Origin of the sequence: Pseudomonas sp. RC10-4-2, assembly GCF_050433085.1 — a bacterium.
Classification (GTDB): Bacteria; Pseudomonadota; Gammaproteobacteria; order Pseudomonadales; family Pseudomonadaceae; genus Pseudomonas; species Pseudomonas aeruginosa.
The window spans coordinates 30666-50622 of sequence record NZ_JBNPXX010000007.1; the positions used below are offsets into that span (position 1 = coordinate 30666).

The window sequence follows — 19957 nt, forward strand, 5'->3', positions numbered from 1 at the left end:
GCGACGGACTGGTTCGCCGCCGGCGCTCAGGGGGCGCCGGCAACGCTGGCCGGCACCCGGGTTTTATCCCGCGTTGCCGGAAGCGAGGAAAGGGGCGGCTTTTACCTGCGGGCCCGCAGACAGGCGCCGGCACCGCAGCGGGGCGTCGCTCCGCCCGCCTGCCTCAACTCAGGGCGACCTTGACCCCGAGGGCGATCAGCAGGCCGCCGAGCAGCTTGTCCACCACCCCCTGGGCCCTGGCCAGGCCGCGGCGCACCACCGCGCTCTGGATCAGCACCACCAGCAGCGGCCACCAGAGTGCGGCGAGGCCGACGATGATGCCGGCGTACCAGAGCTTCTCGGCGAAGCTGGAGTCCAGGCTCAGCACCTGGGTGAACACGGCGAGGAAGAACAGCGTGGCCTTGGGGTTGAGCAGGTTGCACAGGTAGCCCTGGAGGAAGGCGCTCCAGTGGCCGACGCGCTGCACGCCGCCGACCGCCAGGTCGAGCGTGCCGCCGCCGCGCGAGCGCAGGGCCTGGATGCCGATCCAGATCAGGTAGACCGCGCCGGTGTACTTCAGCGCGTTGAACAGCCACGGCGTGGTGGTGATCAGCACCGCCAGGCCGGCGACGCAGTAGGCCATGTGGGTGGCCACGCCGAGGATCACCCCCAGCGAGGTCATCATCGCCGCCGAGCGCTGGTAGCGCGCCGCGTTGCGGATGATCAGGAAGAAGTCCGGGCCGGGCGAGAGCATGCCCAGGGTGGCGAGGGTGGCTACGAAGAGCGAGGTTTCCAGCATGATTCGATACGCCTGGCGCAAGGCGGCGCCGGTTCGCTGCGGCGCCGCGGGTCGGTGGTTACTGGGTCAGTTCCTGTTCGCTGAATAGGCCGTCGAAGAGCATGCTCGAAAGATAGCGCTCGCCGGAATCGGGGAGGATCACCACGATGGTCTTGCCCTGCATGTTCGGCTCCTCGGCCAGGCGCACCGCGGCGGCCATCGCCGCGCCGGAGGAGATGCCGCAGAGGATGCCTTCTTCCTGCATCAGGCGCAGCGCCATGTTCTTCGCTTCGTCGTCGCCGATCTTCTCGACCCGGTCGACCAGCGACAGGTCGAGGTTCTTCGGCACGAAGCCGGCGCCGATGCCCTGGATCTTGTGCGGGGCGGGCTTGACCTCCTCGCCGGCGAGGGTCTGGCTGATCACCGGCGAGGTCACCGGCTCCACCGCCACGGCGAGGATCGGCTTGCCCCGGGTGTTCTTGATGTAGCGCGAGACGCCGGTGAGGGTGCCGCCGGTGCCGACCCCGGAGACCAGCACGTCCACCGCGCCCTCGGTATCGTTCCAGATCTCCGGGCCGGTGGTCTTCTCATGGATCGCCGGGTTGGCCGGGTTGTCGAACTGCTGCGGCATGAAGTACTTCCCGGGATCCCCCGCGACCAGTTCCTCGGCCTTCTGGATCGCACCCTTCATGCCCTTCGCCGGTTCGGTCAGGACCAGCTCCGCGCCCAGCGCCTTGAGCACCTTGCGTCGCTCCAGGCTCATCGACGCCGGCATGGTCAGGATCAGTTTGTAGCCGCGTGCGGCGGCGACGAAGGCGAGGCCGATGCCGGTGTTGCCGGAGGTCGGCTCGACCAGGGTCATGCCGGACTTCAGTCTGCCGCTGGCTTCGGCATCCCAGATCATGTTCGCGCCGATCCGGCACTTCACCGAATAGCCGGGGTTGCGCCCTTCGATCTTGGCCAGGATGGTGACGCCGCGCGGGGCGATGCGGTTGATCTGGACCAGCGGCGTGTTGCCGATGGACTGCGCGTTGTCTGCGAAGATGCGGCTCATGATGGTGTCCTTGTCGCATGGAGAAAGATCAATCAGCCTATTCCGCCCCCGCCCGCGCGTCCAGACGCGTTCGAACCAGCGGCGCGCCGCGCGTGTCCACTGTCCAGGAGGGCCGTACCGATGAAGAAACGCTATGCCATTCCCCTGGGCAGCCTGGCGGCGCTGCTTCTGTTGTTGCTGGCGCTGCACCTGGCGCTGCCGTACCTGGTGCGCGACTACCTGAACGGCAAGCTGGCCGACATGGGCGACTACCGTGGGCACATCGCCGACGTCGACCTGGCGCTCTGGCGCGGCGCGTATCGGATCGACGGGCTGAGCATCGTCAAGGACAACGGCAAGGTGCCGGTGCCGTTCCTCGACGCGCCGAGCATCGACCTGTCGGTGAGCTGGCAGGCGCTCTGGGATGATCACGCAGTAGTGGCGCGGGTGGTCTTCGAGCGTCCGCAGCTCAACTTCGTCGATGCCGGCGGCGACCGCGACGCCTCGCAGACCGGTGCCGGCACCGACTGGCGCGAGCAACTGGACAAGCTGCTGCCGATCACCCTCAACGAGGTGCGGGTGGTGGACGGCACCCTGCGTTTCCGCAACTTCACTTCGAAGCCGCCGGTGAACCTGCACGCCTCGGCGCTCAACGCCAGCATCTATAACCTGACCAACGTGGCCGACGCCCGGGGCGAGCGGCCGGCGCGTCTCGAAGGCACGGCGCGGATACTCGGCCAGGCGCCGCTGGAAGTGGCGGCGCATTTCGACCCGCTGAGCGACTTCGAGGACTTCGACCTGCGCCTGCGGGTCACCCGCGTCGAGCTGAAGCGGCTCAACGACTTCGCCAGCGCCTATGGCAAGTTCGACTTCAATGCCGGCACCGGCGACCTGGTGCTGGAGGCCCAGGCTAAGCGCGGCCAGCTGGATGGCTACATCAAGCCGCTGCTGCGCGACGTGGACGTGTTCAACTGGCGGCAGGACGTGGAGGATGGCGACAAGAACCTGTTCCGCTCGGTGTGGGAGGCGCTGGTCGGCGGTGGCGAGACTGTGCTGAAGAACCAGCGCAAAGACCAGTTCGCAACCCGTGTGAACCTGAGCGGTAATATCCACCAGCGGGACGTCAGCGCGTTCCAGGCGTTCCTCGGGATTCTCCGCAACGCGTTCGTCGAGGCGTTCAACGCTCGTTTCGAGCGTTCCCCGGCGACGCGCGACGACGACGGCTGAAGACGCGGGCGGAACGGCGGGTCGCGAGGTGGCCGGGCATTCAGTGACTGAATGACCCGTCTGCGTTCACAGTGCGCTTGTCCCCGCGTTATAGTCGGGTTTTCAAACAATACTGAACTGCCCGGTTTTCCAGCCAGGGCGTTACCGTTCGAGGATTTCCTGATGAAGTTCGAAGGCACCCAGTCCTACGTCGCCACCGACGACCTCAAGCTCGCGGTCAACGCCGCCATCACCCTGCAGCGGCCGCTGCTGGTGAAGGGCGAACCGGGCACCGGCAAGACCATGCTCGCCGAGCAGTTGGCCGAGTCCTTCGGCGCCAAGCTGATCACCTGGCACATCAAGTCCACCACCAAGGCCCACCAGGGCCTCTACGAGTACGATGCGGTAAGCCGCCTGCGCGATTCGCAGCTGGGCGTGGACAAGGTTCACGACGTGCGCAACTACATCAAGAAGGGCAAGCTCTGGGAGGCCTTCGAGGCCGAGGAGAGGGTGATCCTGCTGATCGACGAGATCGACAAGGCCGACATCGAGTTCCCCAACGACCTGCTGCAGGAACTCGACAAGATGGAGTTCTACGTCTACGAGACCAACGAAACCATCAAGGCGAAGCAGCGCCCGATCATCATCATCACCTCGAACAACGAGAAGGAACTGCCCGACGCCTTCCTGCGCCGCTGCTTCTTCCATTACATCGCCTTCCCCGACCGCGAGACGTTGCAGAAGATCGTCGACGTGCACTACCCGAACATCAAGCAGTCGCTGGTCAGCGAGGCGCTGGACATCTTCTTCGACGTGCGCAAGGTGCCCGGCCTGAAAAAGAAACCTTCGACTTCCGAGCTGGTCGACTGGCTGAAGCTGCTGATGGCCGACGAGATCGGCGAAGCGGTGCTGCGCGAACGCGACCCGACCAAGGCGATCCCGCCGCTGGCCGGCGCCCTGGTGAAGAACGAGCAGGACGTGCAGCTTCTCGAGCGCCTGGCGTTCATGAGCCGCCGCGCCAGCCGCTGAGTGCGTCGGCCCTTTCCGGGGAAAGGGCTGCGGGGCGGCACGCCAGACAGCGGAGGAACATCCCATGCTCAGCGGAAGTTGCCTGTGCGGCGCGGTAGGCTATGAAATCGACGCGCCCATCGAGTCGGCCAGTCATTGTCATTGCAGCCAGTGCCGCAAGGCCCACGGCGCGGCGTTCGCCACCTACGGCAAGGTGCGCCGCGAGGCGTTCCGCTATGTCGCCGGAGCGGACGCGGTGGCCGAATACCACTCGTCGCCAGGCGTCACCCGTACCTTCTGCCGCCACTGCGGATCGAACCTGCAGTGGCTTGGCGGCAACGAGGACCCGACGTACACCTCTATTGCCCTCGGCACCCTCGACTCGCCGCTGCCATCGGTAGCGCAGCGGCACATCTACGTGGGTTCGAAAGCCGACTGGTACGTCATCGCCGACGACCTGCCGCAAGAACACCAATACTGACCGGCGCTCGCGCGCCGGGATCAACGGACAACAGACGAGGTCGCAGCCATGCTGCTCAACCTGTTCAACGAAATGCGCGCAGCCAAGGTGCCGGTGTCGGTGCGCGAGCTGCTCGACCTGATCGATGCCCTGAAGCACCGCGTGGTGTTCGCCGACATGGACGAGTTCTACTACCTGGCGCGCACCATCATGGTCAAGGACGAGCGCCACTTCGACAAGTTCGACCGGGCCTTCGGCGCCTACTTCAAGGGCCTGGAGAAGCTCGACGACCACCTCAAGGCGCTGATCCCCGAGGAATGGCTGCGCAAGGAGTTCGAGCGCCTGCTGACCGACGAGGAAAAGGCGCAGATCCAGTCCCTCGGCGGCCTGGACAAGCTGATCGAGGAGTTCAAGAAACGCCTCGAGGAACAGAAGGAGCGCCATGCCGGCGGTAACAAGTGGATCGGTACCGGCGGTACCAGTCCGTTCGGCTCCGGCGGTTTCAACCCGGAGGGCATCCGCGTCGGCGACGCCGGCAAGCGCCAGGGCAAGGCGGCCAAGGTCTGGGACCAGCGCGAATACAAGAACCTCGACGACCAGGTCGAACTGGGTACGCGCAACATCAAGATCGCCCTGCGGCGCCTGCGCAAGTTCGCCCGTGAGGGCGCGGCGGAGGAGCTGGACATCGACGGCACCATCGACCACACCGCGAAGGACGCCGGGCTGCTCAACATCCAGATGCGCCCGGAGCGGCGCAACACGGTGAAGCTGTTGCTGCTGCTGGACATCGGCGGCTCGATGGACGCCCACGTCAAGGTCTGCGAGGAGCTGTTCTCGGCCTGCAAGACCGAGTTCAAGCACCTGGAGTATTTCTACTTCCACAACTTCATCTACGAGTCGGTGTGGAAGAACAACCTGCGCCGCAGCAGCGAACGCACCGCCACCTTCGACCTGCTGCACAAGTACGGTCCGGACTACAAGGTGGTGTTCGTCGGCGACGCGGCGATGGCGCCCTACGAAATCACCCAGGCCGGCGGCAGCGTCGAGCACTGGAACGAGGAAGCCGGTTACGTCTGGATGCAGCGCTTCATGGAGAAGTACAAGAAGCTTATCTGGATCAACCCCTATCCGAAGGACACCTGGAACTACACGGCGTCCACCGGCCTGGTCCGCGAACTGGTCAAGGAACAGATGTATCCGTTGACCCTGAGCGGCCTGGAGGAGGGCATGCGCTTCCTCTCGCGCGGTTGAGCCAACTGCCTGCGGGACCGGCGACAGGCGCGGCGGCACGCAACTTGCCTACCCTGTGTATCCCGTCCGCGCGGTAACAGCGCGGCGCGGCCACCGGTAACGATGGGCACGCCATGATCGACTCGACCTTCTCCCGCGCCACCTGGCTCAACTCGCTGCACATGTCGACCCTCACTCTCTCGCTGCTGGAGAAGGAAGGGTTCGCCCGCGAGCAACTGCTCGAAGGCAGTGGCATCACCCCCGCCGACCTGCTCGACCTGCGGCGCCTGATCAGCCCCTGGCAGGAGCAGCAGGTGTTCGCCAACGCCTGCCGGCTCAGCGACGAGCCGGCCCTCGGCCTGCGCCTGGGACTGCGCACGCGGATTTCCGCCTACGGCCTGCTCGGCTACGCGCTGCTCTCCGCGCCGACCCTCGGCGAGGCGCTGCGCATCGGCCTCAGCTATCCGGTCTTGCTCGGCACCTACTTCCACCTGTCGCTGGAAGTCGCCGACGGCCGCGCCTGGCTGGTGGCCACCGGCTACGGCGAGGACGAGGCGCTGCGGCCATTCAACACCGAGCTTTGCCTGGGCTCGCTGAAGGTCACCTGCGCCGACCTGCTCGGCCAGCCGCTGCCCTTGCTGGAAGCGGCCTTCGACTATGCCGGCGACGAGGCGATGGCGCGGGCCTACGCCGAGGGTTTCGCCTGCGAGTTGCACTTCGAACGCGAGCGCAGCGCCATCGGCTTCGCCGCCGAATGGCTGGAGCGCCCGTTGCCGCTGGCCGACCCGGTGACTCACCGGGAGATGCTGGAACAGTGCCGGCGGCAGAACATCGACCTGGCCGCGCGTCGTGCCTGGCTGGACAAGGTCCGGGCGATCCTCGCCGAGCGCTTGCAGGACCCGCCCGGCCTGGAGGAACTGGCCAGGCGCCTGAACTGTTCGTCGCGCAGCCTGCGCCGGCACCTTCAGCAGCAGCGCACCAGCTACCAGCAATTGCTCGACGAGTTGCGCTTCGCCCGCGCCAAGGAGTTGTTGCAGAGCGGCGACATGCCGATCTACCGGATCGCCGAGGAACTCGGCTTCAGCGAGACCGCCAGCCTGCGCCATGCCTTCCAGCGCTGGAGCGGCCAGCCGCCGAGCCATTTCCGCGCCTGAGCGCTCGCTCAGGCGGAGGGGCTGGTGTCGGCGTGGCGCCGTCGCCGTTCGTCCGCCACCTCACTCAGGGATTTTGCCGCGCCGTCGCCAATCCAGGCCATGAAGGCACGATCGAAGCGGAAGTCGGCGCCGCACAGCCCGACGAGGAAGCGCCGTACGTCCTGGGCGTTGCGCTAGTCGCGGCACACTGCGGTGTCGCGGGTGATGGTGTCGCCGTGCCAGCCGAAGACCATCTGTCGTTTCTCTGCGCGCGCTGGAGCGGGCAGGCCAACGATGGCCTGCCCACGGGCCGTCAGGATGCCGGCTCTTCGATCAGCCGGTCATAGGGCGGCAGGCCGCTGTATTGGCCCAGGGCTTGCTCGTAGGCGTTCTTCAGGTCGTCGGCGGCGAGGTCGTAGCCGACCAGCAACTGTTCGAGTTCAGCGGCGTTCTGCGGGTCGTCGTTCTGCAACTGCGCGTCGAGTTCGCGGGTGCGCGCGGCGACGCACTGGATCGCCACCATCAGGGTCTGGGGTTTCAGGTTCATGGTTCACTCCTAGAGCCCGCGGGCTTTTTCCCATTGGCGGCGGATGGCGTTGCGCACGAAGTTGTCCAGTTGGCCCATGAGGACCTCCCGGTACATCGGCTTGGCCGGCATGATGGTGTAGTGGGTGGCTTGCAGGCGCTTGTTGTAGCTGTCCTGCTTCACCTTAAGGTCCGGCGGGATGTCGGTGCCGTCGGGTATCACGAAGTCGCCGTCGGCGCGGCGCAGCACGCCGGCGCGGTCGAACACCGAGGTGCCGCCGGTGTCCGGGGCGTAGAGGCCGTCGCGGCCGGCGACGATGTCCGGCGCGCGGGCGGGGACGCCAGGGGTGTTGGGGCTGTCGAAGGTCGGATGCAGCAGCGGGGCGACTTCCGCAGCCTCGGCGAGTTCCTTGTCGGGACGCAGGTAGCGACCGACGTCGCCGTCGTAGTTGGCCTTGAATACCGCCCGGTAGAGGGTGAGGCTGGTTTTCTCGTAGTCGTAGGACATGGGTGGACTTCCCTGTGGGTTGCGTTCGCGGCGCCGCGGGTGCGCGGCATCGCTACCGGCCACCGTCCTTGTGGCGCCATCGGCGAGCAGGATAACAGCCGTGGGCGGATCCGCCAGGGGCAGGCGACGACCGTCGCCCGGGAGGCTCAAGGCCTGGCCGCGCCGTGCAGGTAATGGCGGATGCGCACCTCCACGCCGGCGCTCTGGAAGCGCCGGGCGGCGGCCTCGACCCGCAACTCGCCGCGGGTCACCCGCTGGTGGTGGCGCAGGTGTTCCAGCCAGGATTCGTCGATGAAGAACTCCAGCCACAGGCGACGGTTGCCGCTGTCCTGGACCAGCCCCCAGGACACCGCGCCGTTGCGCCGACGCATGGCGCGCACCTCGACCATCGCCGCCTGGAATGCCGCGGCGTCCTGCGGGTCGATGTCGTACTCGAGGGTGACCATCACCGGGCCGCGTTCCTGGTCCACCTCTTCGTCGACAAGTGGTGCCGGCCAGTGCAGCGACGGCGCGAGGTCCTCGGCCTCGGTGACCGGCAGCCGGCAGCGCAGCGACGCGAACAGGCCGAGCAGCAGCGCGGCGCTGGCGCAGAGCAGGGCGAAGGCGATCGACAGGTGGCTGGCGACCAGACCCCACAGGGCGCCGCCGGCGGCCATGCTGCCGAAGAACACCAGGATGTAGACCGCCAGCGCGCGGGCGCGGACCCAGGCCGGCACGGAGGTCTGCGCGGCGACCTGCAGGCTGGAGAGCACGGCGATCCATGCCGCGCCGCTGAGCAGCATCACCGGCACCAGCAAATAGAGGTTGCGCAGCAGCGCCAGGGCCACCAGCACCAGTGCGTAGAGCACGCTGGAGAGCAGCACCAGGCGGTCGCTGCCGAGGCGTTCGCGCAGGCGCGGCAGGAACGCGGCGCCGAGCACCGCGCCGACGCCGACGCTGCCCAGCAGCAGGCCGAAGTCCATGGCGTTGCCATGCAGTTCGCCGCGCACGATCAGCGGCAGCAGCGACATGCCGGCGCTGGCGCCGAGGAAGAACGCCACCGCGCGCACCAGCACCGATTGCAGTGGCCTCGAGCTGCGGCTGTAGCGCCAACCGGCGCGCAGGGCGCCGAACAGGCGTTCCGCCGGCAGCACCGAGGGCACGGCCTCGCGTTTCCAGGCCAGCAGCACGGCGATCACCGCGAAGAAGGAGAGGGCGTTGAGGGCGAAGGTCAGCCAGGGGCCGACCAGGCTCACCAGCACCCCGGCGATGGCCGGTCCGACCGCCCGCGCCAGGTTGACCCCGACACTGGACAGCGCCACCGCCGCCGGCAGTTCGTCCTTCCCCACCAGTTCCGGAGTGGTGGCGCTCCAGGCCGGCATCATCAGCGCGGTGCCGATGCCCATGCACAGGGTCAGGCCGAGCAGCAGCCAGACGCTGGTCAACTGGAGCAGGGTGAGGCTGGCCAGCAGGGTGGCCACCAAGGCCATCCACAATTGCACGCCGAGCAGGTAGCGGCGCTTGTCGACGATATCGGCGAGGGCGCCGGCCGGCAGGGCCAGGAAGAACATCGGCAGCGATCCGGCGACCTGCACCAGGGCCACGTTCAGCGGGCTGGCGGAGAGCGAGGTCATCAGCCAGCCGGCGCCCACCTCGTGCATCCAGGTGCCGATGTTCGAGGCGATGCTGGCCAGCCATAGCCAGCGGAAGGTGGCTTGGCGCAGGGGACTCCAGGGTGAGGCGGCGGGTGCGGTCATGGTCAGAGCGAGCCTTTGAGTGGGTATTCGACGATCAGGTAGAGGCGGTCGATGTCGTCGCCGGCCTGGGCCGCGTTGGCCCGGTGGCTGAGGTGCGAGACGTTCAGCGAGAGGTCCTTGAGCGGGCCCGAGGCGAACACGTAGCGCAGGTCGAGGTCGCGCTCCCAGTGCTTGCCGCCGCTGCCCTGCAAGGGCCGGTAGCGGCCATCGGCGCCCAGCGGGTTGTAGGCGCCGCCGGCCGGCGCATGGCTGCCGTCGATGGCGCGGCCGCTGACGTAACGCGCCATGAAGCTCAGCCCCGGCAGGCCGAACGGGGCCAGGTCGAGGTCGTAGCGGGCCTGCCAGGAGCGTTCGCCGGGACCGTTGAAATCGGCGTACTTGATCGAGTTGGCGAGGTAGATGGAGTCACCTCCGACGAAGTCGAACGGCGTATCCCCATGGACACGCTGGTAGGCCAGGGAGAAACCCTGCGCGCCGACGCGGTACTTCAGTTGCAGGCTGTAGGCCAGGGTGTCGATCGCGCCGGCCCGGCTGCGGCCCTGGTCGCGCGTGCGATAGAGGTTGCCATCCAGGCTGAACGCGGCACGTTGCAGGTTCATGTTGAGATAGACCTGGCGCCAGACGTTGTCCAGTTGCGCGGCGAACAGCGAGCCGCTCAGGTTGTCGCTGGCCGCCAGGCTGGCGCCGGCGAAGCCGATGGCGCTGCCGGCGGTGCTCGCGCCGTAGCCGTCGAAGTCGCCATGGCCGGAGCTGGAGGCCTGTTCCTTGAAGGCGGTGAAGCGCCCGGCCTGGATCCGCACGCGGTCGAGGTCGTCGCTCTGCAGGAAGAAGCCCCTGGCGTACTGGGGTTGCAGGCGCTTGTCGCTGGTATCGAAGACCGGGGTCTCGACGGTCATCTCGCCGACCTTGAGCAGGCTCTCGCCGAGCCGCAGCTTGAGTGCGGCGCCGGCGTCGGAATACTCGCTGGCGTTATCGCCGGATGAGTCCAGCGGCAACAGGCCGGTGCCGGCATGGCCACGTCCGCCGTCGAGCTTGAAGCCGGCGAAGCCGTGGAGATCGAGGCCGAAACCGACGCGGCCGGGAGTATAGGCCGACTCCAGGTCGGCGATCAGGCCGTGTGCCCATTCCTTGCGGTAGCCGCGCCCGGCGTCCGCGCGGCGATAGTCGTTGTAGAGGAAGTAGTTGCGGTTGAGCAGGCGCCACTCCAGGTAGTCGGGTGCCTTGGCTTCCTCTGTCGCGGCGTGGCACGGCGAGGTGCCGCCCAGCGCCAGGAAAAGGGCCAGGCGGCCGACCGGTCGAACGCGGATCATCGGGAAAACTCCGGGCGAGGCGGGCCGCGAAGGGCCCGCCCGGGTACGTCAGAAAGCGAAGCAGGAACAGCCGAATGCGCCCCAGAAACCCTGGAAGTCGCTCACCGGTACGTTGGAGTGGCGCGCGCGGTTGTGCTCGTGGGCGTGTACCGCGCAGGCACCGACGCACTGGTGGACCTGGGCGGTCAGCGGCGCGCCTTGCCGCCAGTGGCCGGGTACCTTGGCCACCGGCGACCAGTCCGGCAGCACCGGCGGCGCCGGCGGACCGAGCTTGTCGAACTCGGCGGCGGCATAGACGACCTTGCCGTCGACCACCGTGAGCACCGACTCGATCCACTTGATGGCCTCTTCCTCGACGCCGAAGAAGTCCGCCGACAGCGCCGCCAGGTCGGCGAGCTGGCCAACCTTGATCTGTCCTTTCTTGCCCTGCTCGCTGGAGAACCAGGCGCTGCCGTGGGTGAACAGCTGCAATGCGGTTTCCCGCGGCAGGCCCTGCGGATACAGGGCCATGCCGCCGACGGTGCGGCCGCTGACCAGCCAGTACAGCGAGGTCCAGGGGTTGTAGCTGGAGACCCGGGTGGCGTCGGTGCCGGCACCCACCGGCACGCCCTCGGCGAGCATGCGCTGGATCGGCGGCGTGGCCTCGGCGGCCTTGGCACCGTAGCGGTCGACGAAGTACTCGCCCTGGAAGGCCATGCGGTCCTGGATCGCGATGCCGCCGCCGAGTGCCCGTACCCGCTCGATGTTGCGCGGGGTGATGGTCTCGGCGTGGTCGAAGAACCAGGGCAGGCCGTTGAACGGAATGTCGCGGTCGACCTTCTCGAACACGTCGAGCATCCGCGAGATCGATTCGTCGTAGGTGGCGTGCAGGCGGAACGGCCAGCGCTGCTCCACCAGGTGGCGGACCACCGGCTCCAGCTCCTGCTCCATGGTCTGCGGCAGGTCCGGGCGCGGTTCGAGGAAGTCCTCGAAGTCGGCGGCGGAGAACACCAGCATCTCGCCGGCGCCGTTGTGGCGGAAGAAATCGCTGCCCTGGCCGTACTTGACGCTGCCGGTCCAGTTCTTGAAGTCGGCGAGTTCTTCCTTCGGTTTCTGGGTGAACAGGTTGTAGGCGATGCGTACGGTGAGCTGGCCCTGGTCGGCCAGTTCGCGAATCACCTGGTAGTCGTCCGGGTAGTTCTGGAAGCCGCCGCCGGCGTCGATCGCGCTGGTCAGGCCGAGGCGGTTGAGTTCGCGCATGAACTGGCGGGTGGAGTTGACCTGGTATTCCAGCGGCAGCTTCGGTCCCTTGGCCAGGGTGGCGTAGAGAATCATCGCGTTGGGCCGGGCGATCAGCATGCCGGTGGGTTCGCCGCTGCTGTCGCGGACGATCTCGCCGCCGGGCGGGTTGGGCGTGTCCTTGGTGTAGCCGACCACGCGCAGGGCGGCGCGGTTGAGCAGGGCGCGATCGTACAGGTGGAGGACGAACACCGGGGTGTCCGGCGCGGCCTTGTTCAATTCCTCCAGGGTCGGCATGCGCTTCTCGGCGAACTGGAACTCGTTCCAGCCGCCGACCACCCGCACCCACTGGGGGCTGGGCGTGCGTTCGGCCTGGTTCTTGAGCATGCGCAAGGCGTCGGCCAGGGAGGGCACGCCTTCCCAGCGCAGCTCCAGGTTGTAGTTGAGGCCACCGCGGATCAGGTGCAGGTGCGAGTCGTTGAGACCGGGGATCACGGTGCGCTTCTGCAGGTCGATCACCTGGGTGGCGCTGCCGCGATGGAGCATCGCCTCGGCGTCGTTGCCGACGGCAAGGAACTTGCCGTCCTTGATCGCCACGGCGGTGGCGGTGGGGTTGTCGCGGTCCACGGTGTGGAAACGGCCGTTGTGCAGGATCAGGTCGGCGGTCATGGAACCTCCTGGGTTGCTTGCGGGAGAAAGGCTGGCGGCGTTGGCGAAGGGCAGGGCGGACCACAGGACTCCGGCGGCGCCCAGCACCGAACTGGTAGTGAGGAAATGGCGGCGGTCCTTGCTCGGCGGATCGTGGCTCATGGCGTGCTCCTGGCAGCGGGGCGGAATCGGTCAGCGAGGGCGGCGGCGAGAGAGGCCACCGGACAGGATAGGTGCGGCGGAAAACGTACGGGACGAAAGAGCGGTTTTCCCGAATGACGCATCCTCCTGCAAGCGCAACTTGCTGGTGGTCGATAGCAAGTAAGGCGCGAGACATGTCCTGAACTTCATGGGGGCTTTTTCTTATAGGGCGGACTGTCGATTCTGCTAGCTGGTAATCCTTCTTTTATTGTCTCTGTGTGCGCTTTTTGTATGGATGTGTCGAATATTTTGAATATCGCCGTTCAAATTTATCCAGGGCCTAAGTTCAGTGATTTATTTTCTCGAAAAGTTTGTTTTTTCCAATATTCATGCTTCATAGTCTGGCCGGCCACGGGAAATTATCTGTTGGCCCGCGTGCTGTTGTGCGCAACAGCTGGAATTCATCGTTCGTTGTCAGGAAACAATCATGAGCCACTATCTCGAAGTTCTAACTCCGCAGAACAGCCAGATCATCTTCATCGACCAGCAGCCACAGATGGCATTCGGCGTACAGTCCATCGATCGCCAGACGCTGAAGAACAACGTAGTGGGCCTGGCCAAGGCGGCGAAGGTATTCGACATCCCGGTCACCATCACCACGGTGGAAACCGACAGCTTCTCCGGCCCGACCTATCCGGAGCTGCTGGCGGTGTTCCCCGAGCAGAAGATCCTCGAACGCACCTCGATGAACTCCTGGGACGACCAGAACGTGCGCGACTCGCTGGCCGCCGCGGGCCGCAAGAAGGTCGTGGTCGCCGGGCTGTGGACCGAGGTCTGCAACACCACCTTCGCCCTCTGCGCCATGCTCGAGGGCGGCTACGAGATCTACATGGTGGCCGATGCCTCGGGCGGCACCTCCAGCGACGCCCACAAGTACGCCATGGACCGCATGGTCCAGGCCGGCGTGGTACCGGTGACCTGGCAGCAGGTCCTGCTGGAGTGGCAGCGCGACTGGGCCCGCCGGGATACCTACGACGCCGTGATGGCCATCGCCAAGGAGCATTCCGGGGCCTACGGCATGGGCGTGGACTACGCCTACACCATGGTGCACAAGGCGCCCGAGCGGGTGACCCACGGCGAACGCATCGGCCCGAATCCGGCCAAGTGAATGCCGGCCGTGCCGCTCCGGTCCGCCGGGCGGCACGGCCGCGAAGGAGAACGAAGATGAAGCTCTACGTATTGTCGCTGGGTGCCGGACTGTTGGTGGGGATCGTCTACAGCCTGCTGCAGGTGCGTTCGCCGGCTCCGCCGCTGGTGGCGCTGGTGGGGTTGCTCGGCATCCTGCTCGGCGAGCAGGTCATCCCGGTCGGCAAGCAATTGCTCGGCGGTTGCGCGTTCGCCTCGGCCTGCGACAAGGCGGGTTCGGTCGGCCATGTGCTGGGGCAACTACCGGGTCGGCATCGCCTCGACCAGGCCGCTGGCCCGTCGGAAAAGGAAAAGGGTTGAGCGTTATATCATCGAGTAACAGCGCAGTAATCTGGTAGTTATCTTCGTCGGTTAGATTTCCCCGGAACGGCTCCCTCGGATTAATCTCTGGGGGAGCTTTCGTGCGTCGTTTTTCGCGTCGAGAGAAAAGTGTCACGAGATCATCAGGCGCATGGAATCAGGGGGAGTCATGACTGTTGCCATAGACAGAACAAAGGGCGACCAATCCACGCCAGGGAACATCATAAGGGGAGAAGGGTACGCCTTGATTCGCAATAGTGAGGCGACTCCCGATCCGGACAAGGTGATCCATATTCCTTGTGCCGATTCGTTTTCCGTCATCGTGCAGTTGCGCGATTTCAATTCCCATCGTCTCTGGAATGGAAACAAACTGGTTTTCGATGGCGGACATCCACGGAAAAGTATCTCCATCGCCTATCTTGGCGATGAAATAAAGTGCCAGCACCGGACAACTTACGACAATGTCCGCTTCATGTTGCCGCGCGCTTCGATAAAGGAGTTTCTCTACGAAGAAGGGCAACGCGCGTCCGCCGAGCCGGAGCGGATCATCGGTGTCGACGATCCGGTGGTCTATCACCTGGCGCTGGCGCTGCTGCCCAGCTTCGCCAGGGCGGGCGAGCGCAACGAACTGTTCATCGAGCAGGTCATGCTGGCGCTGTTGACCCACGTTCAGGATCGCTTCGCTTCGACCCAGGTCCCGGTCTGCACCGGCAAGGGCCTGGCGCCCTGGCAATTGCGCAGGGCCAAGGAGCTGATCGCCGGGCATCTGGCCGAGGGCGTGTCGGTGGCGCGCCTGGCCGAGGAGTGCGGGCTCTCGCGCAGCTATTTCACCAAGGCCTTCAAGTGCAGCACCGGTGTTTCGCCCCACGAATGGCTGATGCGCATGCGCGTCGACCGGGCCAAGGAGCTGATGCTGGGCAGCGACGAACCGCTTTCGCAGATCGGCGTCGCCTGCGGCTTTTCCGACCAGCCGCATTTCTCGCGGATCTTTCTCCGGCTGGCCGGCGCCTCGCCCTCGACCTGGCGTCGGGTCAAGCGGCAGCGCACCGACGCAGCGCTGTGAACCGCGACCGTGCGTGACGGACGGTACGGAAGCCGCCGGATGCTCGGCTAGAATGCCCTGGCTTCGGCGGTCGCCATCGGCCGCCCACTTCGCAACGGAACAGGGAATCGCAGATGAAAGCAGTACGCCAGGGTCGCGGCGTAACGGGGTTGCTCATGCTCCTGGCGCTGGCCGGGTGCAGTTCGCGGTCGGCGGAGCCGCCGCCGCCCAACCCCGACGAAGTACGGGCGAAGATCGTCCGCCTGATGCCGGCCACGGTGCGCGATCGCCAAGGGTGGGCCAGCGATATCTACGCGGCCTTTTCCGCCCAGCAGATCTACCCCAGCGACGAGAATCTCTGTGCGGTGCTGGCGGTGACCGAGCAGGAGTCCACCTACCAGGTCGACCCGCCGGTGGCCGGCCTGGGCAGGATCGCCACCCGCGAGGTCGAGCGTCGTGCCGGCAAGCTGCACGTGCCGGCGTTCCTGGTCAGCTCAGCGCTGAATATCAAGTCGCCCGATGGCCGCACCTACAGCCAGCGCCTGGCCGCGGCGCGCACGGAGAAGGAACTGAGCGAGACATTCGACGATTTCATCGCCATCGTGCCCATGGGCGGCAAGCTGTTCGGCGGCTTCAACCCGGTACACACCGGCGGGCCGATGCAGGTCAGCATCGCTTTCGCCGAGCAGCACGCGGACGGCTATCCCTATCCGCTGGACGGCAGCATCCGCCGCGAGGTGTTCAGCCGGCGCGGCGGCATGTATTTCGGCATCGCCCACCTGCTTGGCTATCCGGCGGACTACCCGGCGCCGCTGTACCGCTTCGCCGACTTCAACGCCGGCTGGTATGCCAGTCGCAACGCCGCGTTCCAGAGCGCGGTGAGTCGCGTCTCGGGGATTCCGCTGGCGCTGGATGGCGATCTGATCCGCTACGGCACGCGCACGCCGGGCTCCACCGAACTGGCCGTGCGCAGCCTCGGCAAGCGCCTGGACATGAGCGACGCGGCGATCCGCCGGGCGCTGGAGCAGGGCGACAGCCCGGAGTTCGCCGACAGCGCGCTGTACCGCAAGGTCTTCGCCCTGGCCGAAAGCGCCACCGGCAAGACATTGCCCCGCGCCGTGCTGCCGGGGATCGCCCTGGAGAGCCCGAAGATCACCCGCAAGCTGACCACCGCCTGGTTCGCCAAGCGCGTCGACGAACGCTACCAGCGCTGCATGGCGCGCGTGCGGAAACGCTGAGTCCATCGTCGCGCGGGTCGAACCTGGCGCCGCCGCGGGAGTCTGCCGTCCTGTCAGCCAAGCTCATGGAGAAGCAGCGTATGAAGACCCGATACAGCGCCGAGGCACCGGCGCGCGACGAACTGGACCGGCTCGCCGGTCCGACGCTGGTGGAGTTCGGTACCGACTGGTGCGGCCATTGCCAGGCCGCCCAGCCGCTGCTGGCGGAAGTATTCAGCGACTACCCGGAGGTCGGCCACCTGAAGGTCGAGGACGGTCCCGGGCGCCGCCTGGGGCGCTCGTTCCAGGTCAAGCTGTGGCCGACCTTCGTCTTTCTTCGCGACGGCCGGGAGGTGGCGCGGGTGGTCCGCCCCGGCAGCGCCAGCGTGCTGGAAGAAGCGTTCGAGAGCCTGGTCGGCGAGGGCTGAGGACCCGGCCCGCGGGCCGGGCGGCGTTCAGGCCGGCATCGCGTGATCCACCTGTTCGCGGATCTCCTGGTAGCGCAGTTCCATCAGCTTGCGCTGCTCGCGCCGGGCCAGGGCCTGGGCGTAGCGGCGTTTCTCGATCGCGGTCTCCGGTTCCAGCGGACGCACCGCCACCGGCCGGCGCTGGTCGTCCATCGCCACCATGGTGAAGAAGCAACTGTTGGTATGGCGCACGGTGCGCTCGTGGATGTTCTCGGTCATCACCTTCACCCCGACCTCCATCGAAGTGCGCCCGGTGTAGTTCACCGAGGCGAGGAAGGTCACCAGTTCGCCGACATGGATCGGCTCGCGGAAGATCACCTGATCCACCGACAGGGTCACCACGTAGCGTCCGGCGTAGCGCTTGGCGCAGGCAAAGGCCACTTCGTCGAGGAGCTTGAGCAGCGCGCCGCCGTGGACGTTGCCGGAGAAGTTCGCCTTGTCGGGGGTCATGAGCACGCTCATGGTCAGTTGGTAGCTGCCAGGTTCCATCGTTCACCTATCACGCAAGTTGGTCACGGGCCATTGCAGTGGGCCGGCGGCCGCTCTGCGGCGGCCTCTGGCGATAGGGTAGGGAGAAACGCCGGCGCGATTAGCACCGCAGTCGACAATGGTGTTTTCCGCGAAACGGGCTTGCGGCGCCGCTCCGTATGCGCCAAGGGCTAGTCGCGGGAGCCGCCGCGTCCTTCCCGGCTGGCATCCATCCAGCGCAGCACTTCTTCGCCGAACTCCGGTGGCGCGATACGCCCCACCCGGCGTACCAGGTCGAGGATGGTCTGCTGGGCCAGCGCTTCTTCCATGCGCTTCTGCGCGGTGAGCATCACCGCGTGGATCGAGCAGGTGTTGCGGGTCGCCCAGGAAGGCGGGTTGCCTTCGAAGATCGCGCAGCGCTCGCGGACCTCGCGGCATTCGAAGATCGATTTGTCGCCGTCGATGGCGCGGACCACGTCGAGCACGCTGATTTCGTTGGCCGGCCGTGCCAGGCGGAAGCCACCGCGCACGCCTTCGGTGGCAGCCACCAGGCCGGCCTTGGCCAGGCGGGTGAAGACCTTGGCCAGCAGTTCCGGCGGCACGCCCTGCAACTCGGCGAGGGTGCGTACGCTGGACTCGCGGCTGTCGCCTTTCTCGTCGGCGAGGAACAACAGGCAGTGGATGCCGTATTCGACGCCGGCGCTATAGAGAGCCATCACTAACTCCGATAGAAATATTCGCAATATTCTGCGCGGTTTTCAGGTCGCTCACAAGGACAGGTCGTTCGCTGTCTTCCGCCTCGAAGCGCTCTATCTCCGATCCTTTTCGTATGTTTTCGACGTCTTTTCCTCTCTTTCACGGCGAGGGGCGATTGCCTGTCGGAACGCTTTTCGGGGATTGATCTTCTTAACTACGACAAATATAGTCGTAGTTACGGAGAGGCTTTTCTCCGGATATCCCGTCCTTTCCCTCCAGGAGCCCCCAATGAAACAACGTATCCTGATCGTCGGTGCCGGATTCGCCGGCATGTGGAGCGCGCTGAGCGCAGTGCGCCAGCTCGACCGCCAGGGCCGCGACGACGTCGAGGTCGCGGTGCTCGCGCCGCAGCCCGAGCTGCGCATCCGCCCGCGTTTCTACGAGCCTGACGTGCAGCGCATGGCGGCGCCGCTGGGCGAATTGTTCGCCGCGGTCGGCGTGCGTTTCGTGCAGGGCAGCGCGCAGCGCATCGACGTGGCCGGCAAGTGGGTGGAGTACCGCGATGCCGAGGGCACGCTGGCGCAACTGGACTACGACCGCCTGGTGCTGGCGGCCGGCAGCGGCGTGTGGCGTCCGGCGAGTGTCGTCGGCATCGACGCTGCCTTCGATGTCGACCAGTTGGAAGACGCCCTGCGCCTAGAGGCACACCTGCATGCCCTGCGCGACTTGCCGGATTCACCGGCACGCAACACCGTGGTGGTCGCCGGCGGCGGCTTCACCGGCATCGAGACCGCCACCGAGATGCCGGCGCGCCTGCGGGCGATCCTCGGCGAGAAAGCGGCGCTGCGAGTGATCGTGGTCGACCGCGGCGCCGCCATCGGCGCATCGATGGGCGCGGACCTGAGCGGCTTGATCGCCGAGGCCTCGGCGGAACTGGGCGTGGAGTGGTGCCTGGGGCGTTCGGTGGCGGCGGTGGATGCCGAGGGCGTGACGCTCGACGACGGCCAGCGGATCGAGGCGAAGACCGTGGTCTGGACCGTGGGCGTGCGGGCCAGCACCCTGACCGGGCAGATTCCGGGCGAGCGCGATGCCCAGGGTCGCCTGCATGTCGACCGCAACCTCAAGGTGCTCGGTCTCGACGATGTCTACGCCACCGGCGACGTGGCCCGCGCGGCTACCGACGACCTCGGCAACCATGCCCTGATGACCTGCCAGCACGCCATCGCCCTGGGTCGCTCGGCCGGCAATAACGTGGCTGCCGACCTGCTCGGCGTCGAGCCGATTCCCTACAGCCAGGTGAAGTACGTGACCTGTCTCGACCTCGGCGGCTGGGGCGCGGTGTTCACCGAGGGCTGGGACCGCCAGGTACGGTTCGTGCGCGAGGAGGGCAAGAAGATCAAGACCGAGATCAATGGCGTGTGGATCTACCCGCCGGCGGCGGACCGCGCCGTGGCGCTGGCGGCGGCCGACCCGCTGATTCCGGTGGTGGCGTAGGGCGATTTTCCCTCACCCCAACCCTCTCCCGCAGGCGGGAGAGGATGCCGTGCAGCGTAGAGGGATGCAGCGGCGCGCGGATGCCTGGCTTCCGGTAGGGCGAATAACCGCGAAGCGGTTATCCGCCGTTGCCTCGGTTCTCTTGGGAGCGTGC

The 19957-nt window shown here is 66.6% G+C and carries 21 protein-coding genes and 1 pseudogene; 11 read left to right on the forward strand and 11 right to left on the reverse strand.

What is annotated here, in order from left to right:
• Positions 1-163 precede the first annotated feature (163 nt).
• Positions 164-778 (reverse strand): LysE family translocator, encoded by a 615-nt coding sequence (locus tag FHW81_RS26210; RefSeq protein WP_003090574.1) that lies wholly within the window; start codon positions 776-778, stop codon positions 164-166.
• A 58-nt stretch (positions 779-836) separates the two neighbouring features.
• The gene (cysK, locus tag FHW81_RS26215; RefSeq protein WP_003090573.1) at positions 837-1811 is read right to left on the reverse strand and encodes a cysteine synthase A; all 975 of its coding nucleotides are present in this window, start codon (positions 1809-1811) and stop codon (positions 837-839) included.
• A 120-nt stretch (positions 1812-1931) separates the two neighbouring features.
• On the opposite strand from cysK, the gene FHW81_RS26220 reads away from it, so the two are divergent.
• The 5 genes from FHW81_RS26220 to FHW81_RS26240 all read left to right on the forward strand — a co-directional run bounded on the left by FHW81_RS26220 (position 1932) and on the right by FHW81_RS26240 (position 6848).
• Positions 1932-3017, forward strand: coding sequence for a DUF748 domain-containing protein (locus tag FHW81_RS26220; RefSeq protein ID WP_003101533.1), 1086 nt, complete (start codon positions 1932-1934; stop codon positions 3015-3017).
• A gap of 162 nt (positions 3018-3179) precedes the next feature.
• Positions 3180-4025, forward strand: coding sequence for an AAA family ATPase (locus tag FHW81_RS26225; RefSeq protein WP_003090571.1), 846 nt, complete (start codon positions 3180-3182; stop codon positions 4023-4025).
• A gap of 64 nt (positions 4026-4089) precedes the next feature.
• Complete coding sequence (locus FHW81_RS26230; RefSeq protein WP_003119467.1) at positions 4090-4485, forward strand: GFA family protein; 396 nt, start codon at positions 4090-4092, stop codon at positions 4483-4485.
• 48 nt (positions 4486-4533) lie between these two features.
• Positions 4534-5715 carry a vWA domain-containing protein gene (locus tag FHW81_RS26235; protein WP_003101527.1) on the forward strand — a complete coding sequence of 394 codons (1182 nt, stop codon included), beginning with the start codon at positions 4534-4536 and terminating at the stop codon, positions 5713-5715.
• Between the two features lie 113 nt (positions 5716-5828).
• On the forward strand, positions 5829-6848 hold the full coding sequence (locus FHW81_RS26240; protein ID WP_003101519.1) for an AraC family transcriptional regulator: 1020 nt from the start codon (positions 5829-5831) through the stop codon (positions 6846-6848).
• A gap of 8 nt (positions 6849-6856) precedes the next feature.
• Here the strand turns inward: FHW81_RS26240 and FHW81_RS26245 are convergent.
• From FHW81_RS26245 to FHW81_RS26270, 6 genes and pseudogenes are all read right to left on the reverse strand, one after another.
• A pseudogene (locus FHW81_RS26245) lies at positions 6857-7009 on the reverse strand (DUF6434 domain-containing protein); the annotation flags it as partial.
• Between the two features lie 131 nt (positions 7010-7140).
• Positions 7141-7374: a type IV secretion system immunity protein Tsi2 gene (tsi2, locus tag FHW81_RS26250; protein ID WP_003114383.1), complete on the reverse strand. Its 234-nt coding sequence runs from the start codon at positions 7372-7374 to the stop codon at positions 7141-7143.
• 9 nt (positions 7375-7383) lie between these two features.
• Positions 7384-7860 (reverse strand): type VI secretion system effector Tse2, encoded by a 477-nt coding sequence (gene tse2, locus FHW81_RS26255; RefSeq protein WP_003119469.1) that lies wholly within the window; start codon positions 7858-7860, stop codon positions 7384-7386.
• A 146-nt stretch (positions 7861-8006) separates the two neighbouring features.
• The gene (locus tag FHW81_RS26260; protein WP_033979597.1) at positions 8007-9596 is read right to left on the reverse strand and encodes an MFS transporter; all 1590 of its coding nucleotides are present in this window, start codon (positions 9594-9596) and stop codon (positions 8007-8009) included.
• 2 nt (positions 9597-9598) lie between these two features.
• Complete coding sequence (locus FHW81_RS26265) at positions 9599-10906, reverse strand: OprD family porin (protein ID WP_003090563.1); 1308 nt, start codon at positions 10904-10906, stop codon at positions 9599-9601.
• 48 nt (positions 10907-10954) lie between these two features.
• Positions 10955-12793: an amidohydrolase gene (locus FHW81_RS26270; RefSeq protein WP_003101513.1), complete on the reverse strand. Its 1839-nt coding sequence runs from the start codon at positions 12791-12793 to the stop codon at positions 10955-10957.
• Positions 12794-13400: 607 nt separating this feature from the next.
• On the opposite strand from FHW81_RS26270, the gene FHW81_RS26275 reads away from it, so the two are divergent.
• Together FHW81_RS26275 and FHW81_RS26280 are read left to right on the forward strand one after the other, a co-directional pair.
• Positions 13401-14081: a hydrolase gene (locus FHW81_RS26275; RefSeq protein ID WP_003090561.1), complete on the forward strand. Its 681-nt coding sequence runs from the start codon at positions 13401-13403 to the stop codon at positions 14079-14081.
• Positions 14082-14137: 56 nt separating this feature from the next.
• Positions 14138-14419 (forward strand): XapX domain-containing protein, encoded by a 282-nt coding sequence (locus FHW81_RS26280; RefSeq protein ID WP_003101509.1) that lies wholly within the window; start codon positions 14138-14140, stop codon positions 14417-14419.
• Between the two features lie 157 nt (positions 14420-14576).
• Here FHW81_RS26280 and FHW81_RS26285 read toward each other — a convergent pair whose 3' ends face one another.
• On the reverse strand, positions 14577-14810 hold the full coding sequence (locus tag FHW81_RS26285) for a hypothetical protein (protein ID WP_223290715.1): 234 nt from the start codon (positions 14808-14810) through the stop codon (positions 14577-14579).
• Here FHW81_RS26285 and FHW81_RS26290 point away from each other — a divergent pair.
• The 3 genes from FHW81_RS26290 (at position 14703) to FHW81_RS26300 (ending at position 17106) form a co-directional block, all read left to right on the forward strand.
• A complete protein-coding gene (locus FHW81_RS26290) occupies positions 14703-15482 on the forward strand; it encodes an AraC family transcriptional regulator (RefSeq protein WP_223290709.1) in 780 nt (259 codons plus the stop codon). The genes FHW81_RS26285 and FHW81_RS26290 overlap by 108 nt on opposite strands.
• Positions 15483-15595: 113 nt before the next feature.
• Positions 15596-16699 (forward strand): DUF1615 domain-containing protein, encoded by a 1104-nt coding sequence (locus FHW81_RS26295; protein ID WP_003119474.1) that lies wholly within the window; start codon positions 15596-15598, stop codon positions 16697-16699.
• An 80-nt stretch (positions 16700-16779) separates the two neighbouring features.
• Complete coding sequence (locus FHW81_RS26300; protein WP_003101499.1) at positions 16780-17106, forward strand: thioredoxin family protein; 327 nt, start codon at positions 16780-16782, stop codon at positions 17104-17106.
• Positions 17107-17133: 27 nt separating this feature from the next.
• Here the strand turns inward: FHW81_RS26300 and FHW81_RS26305 are convergent, their stop codons facing one another.
• The gene (locus FHW81_RS26305; protein WP_003090555.1) at positions 17134-17634 is read right to left on the reverse strand and encodes an acyl-CoA thioesterase; all 501 of its coding nucleotides are present in this window, start codon (positions 17632-17634) and stop codon (positions 17134-17136) included.
• Between the two features lie 170 nt (positions 17635-17804).
• Positions 17805-18329: an RrF2 family transcriptional regulator gene (locus FHW81_RS26310; protein ID WP_003090553.1), complete on the reverse strand. Its 525-nt coding sequence runs from the start codon at positions 18327-18329 to the stop codon at positions 17805-17807.
• Positions 18330-18597: 268 nt separating this feature from the next.
• Here FHW81_RS26310 and FHW81_RS26315 point away from each other — a divergent pair, with 268 nt between their 5' ends.
• Complete coding sequence (locus tag FHW81_RS26315; protein WP_003122579.1) at positions 18598-19803, forward strand: NAD(P)/FAD-dependent oxidoreductase; 1206 nt, start codon at positions 18598-18600, stop codon at positions 19801-19803.
• Positions 19804-19957 lie beyond the last annotated feature (154 nt).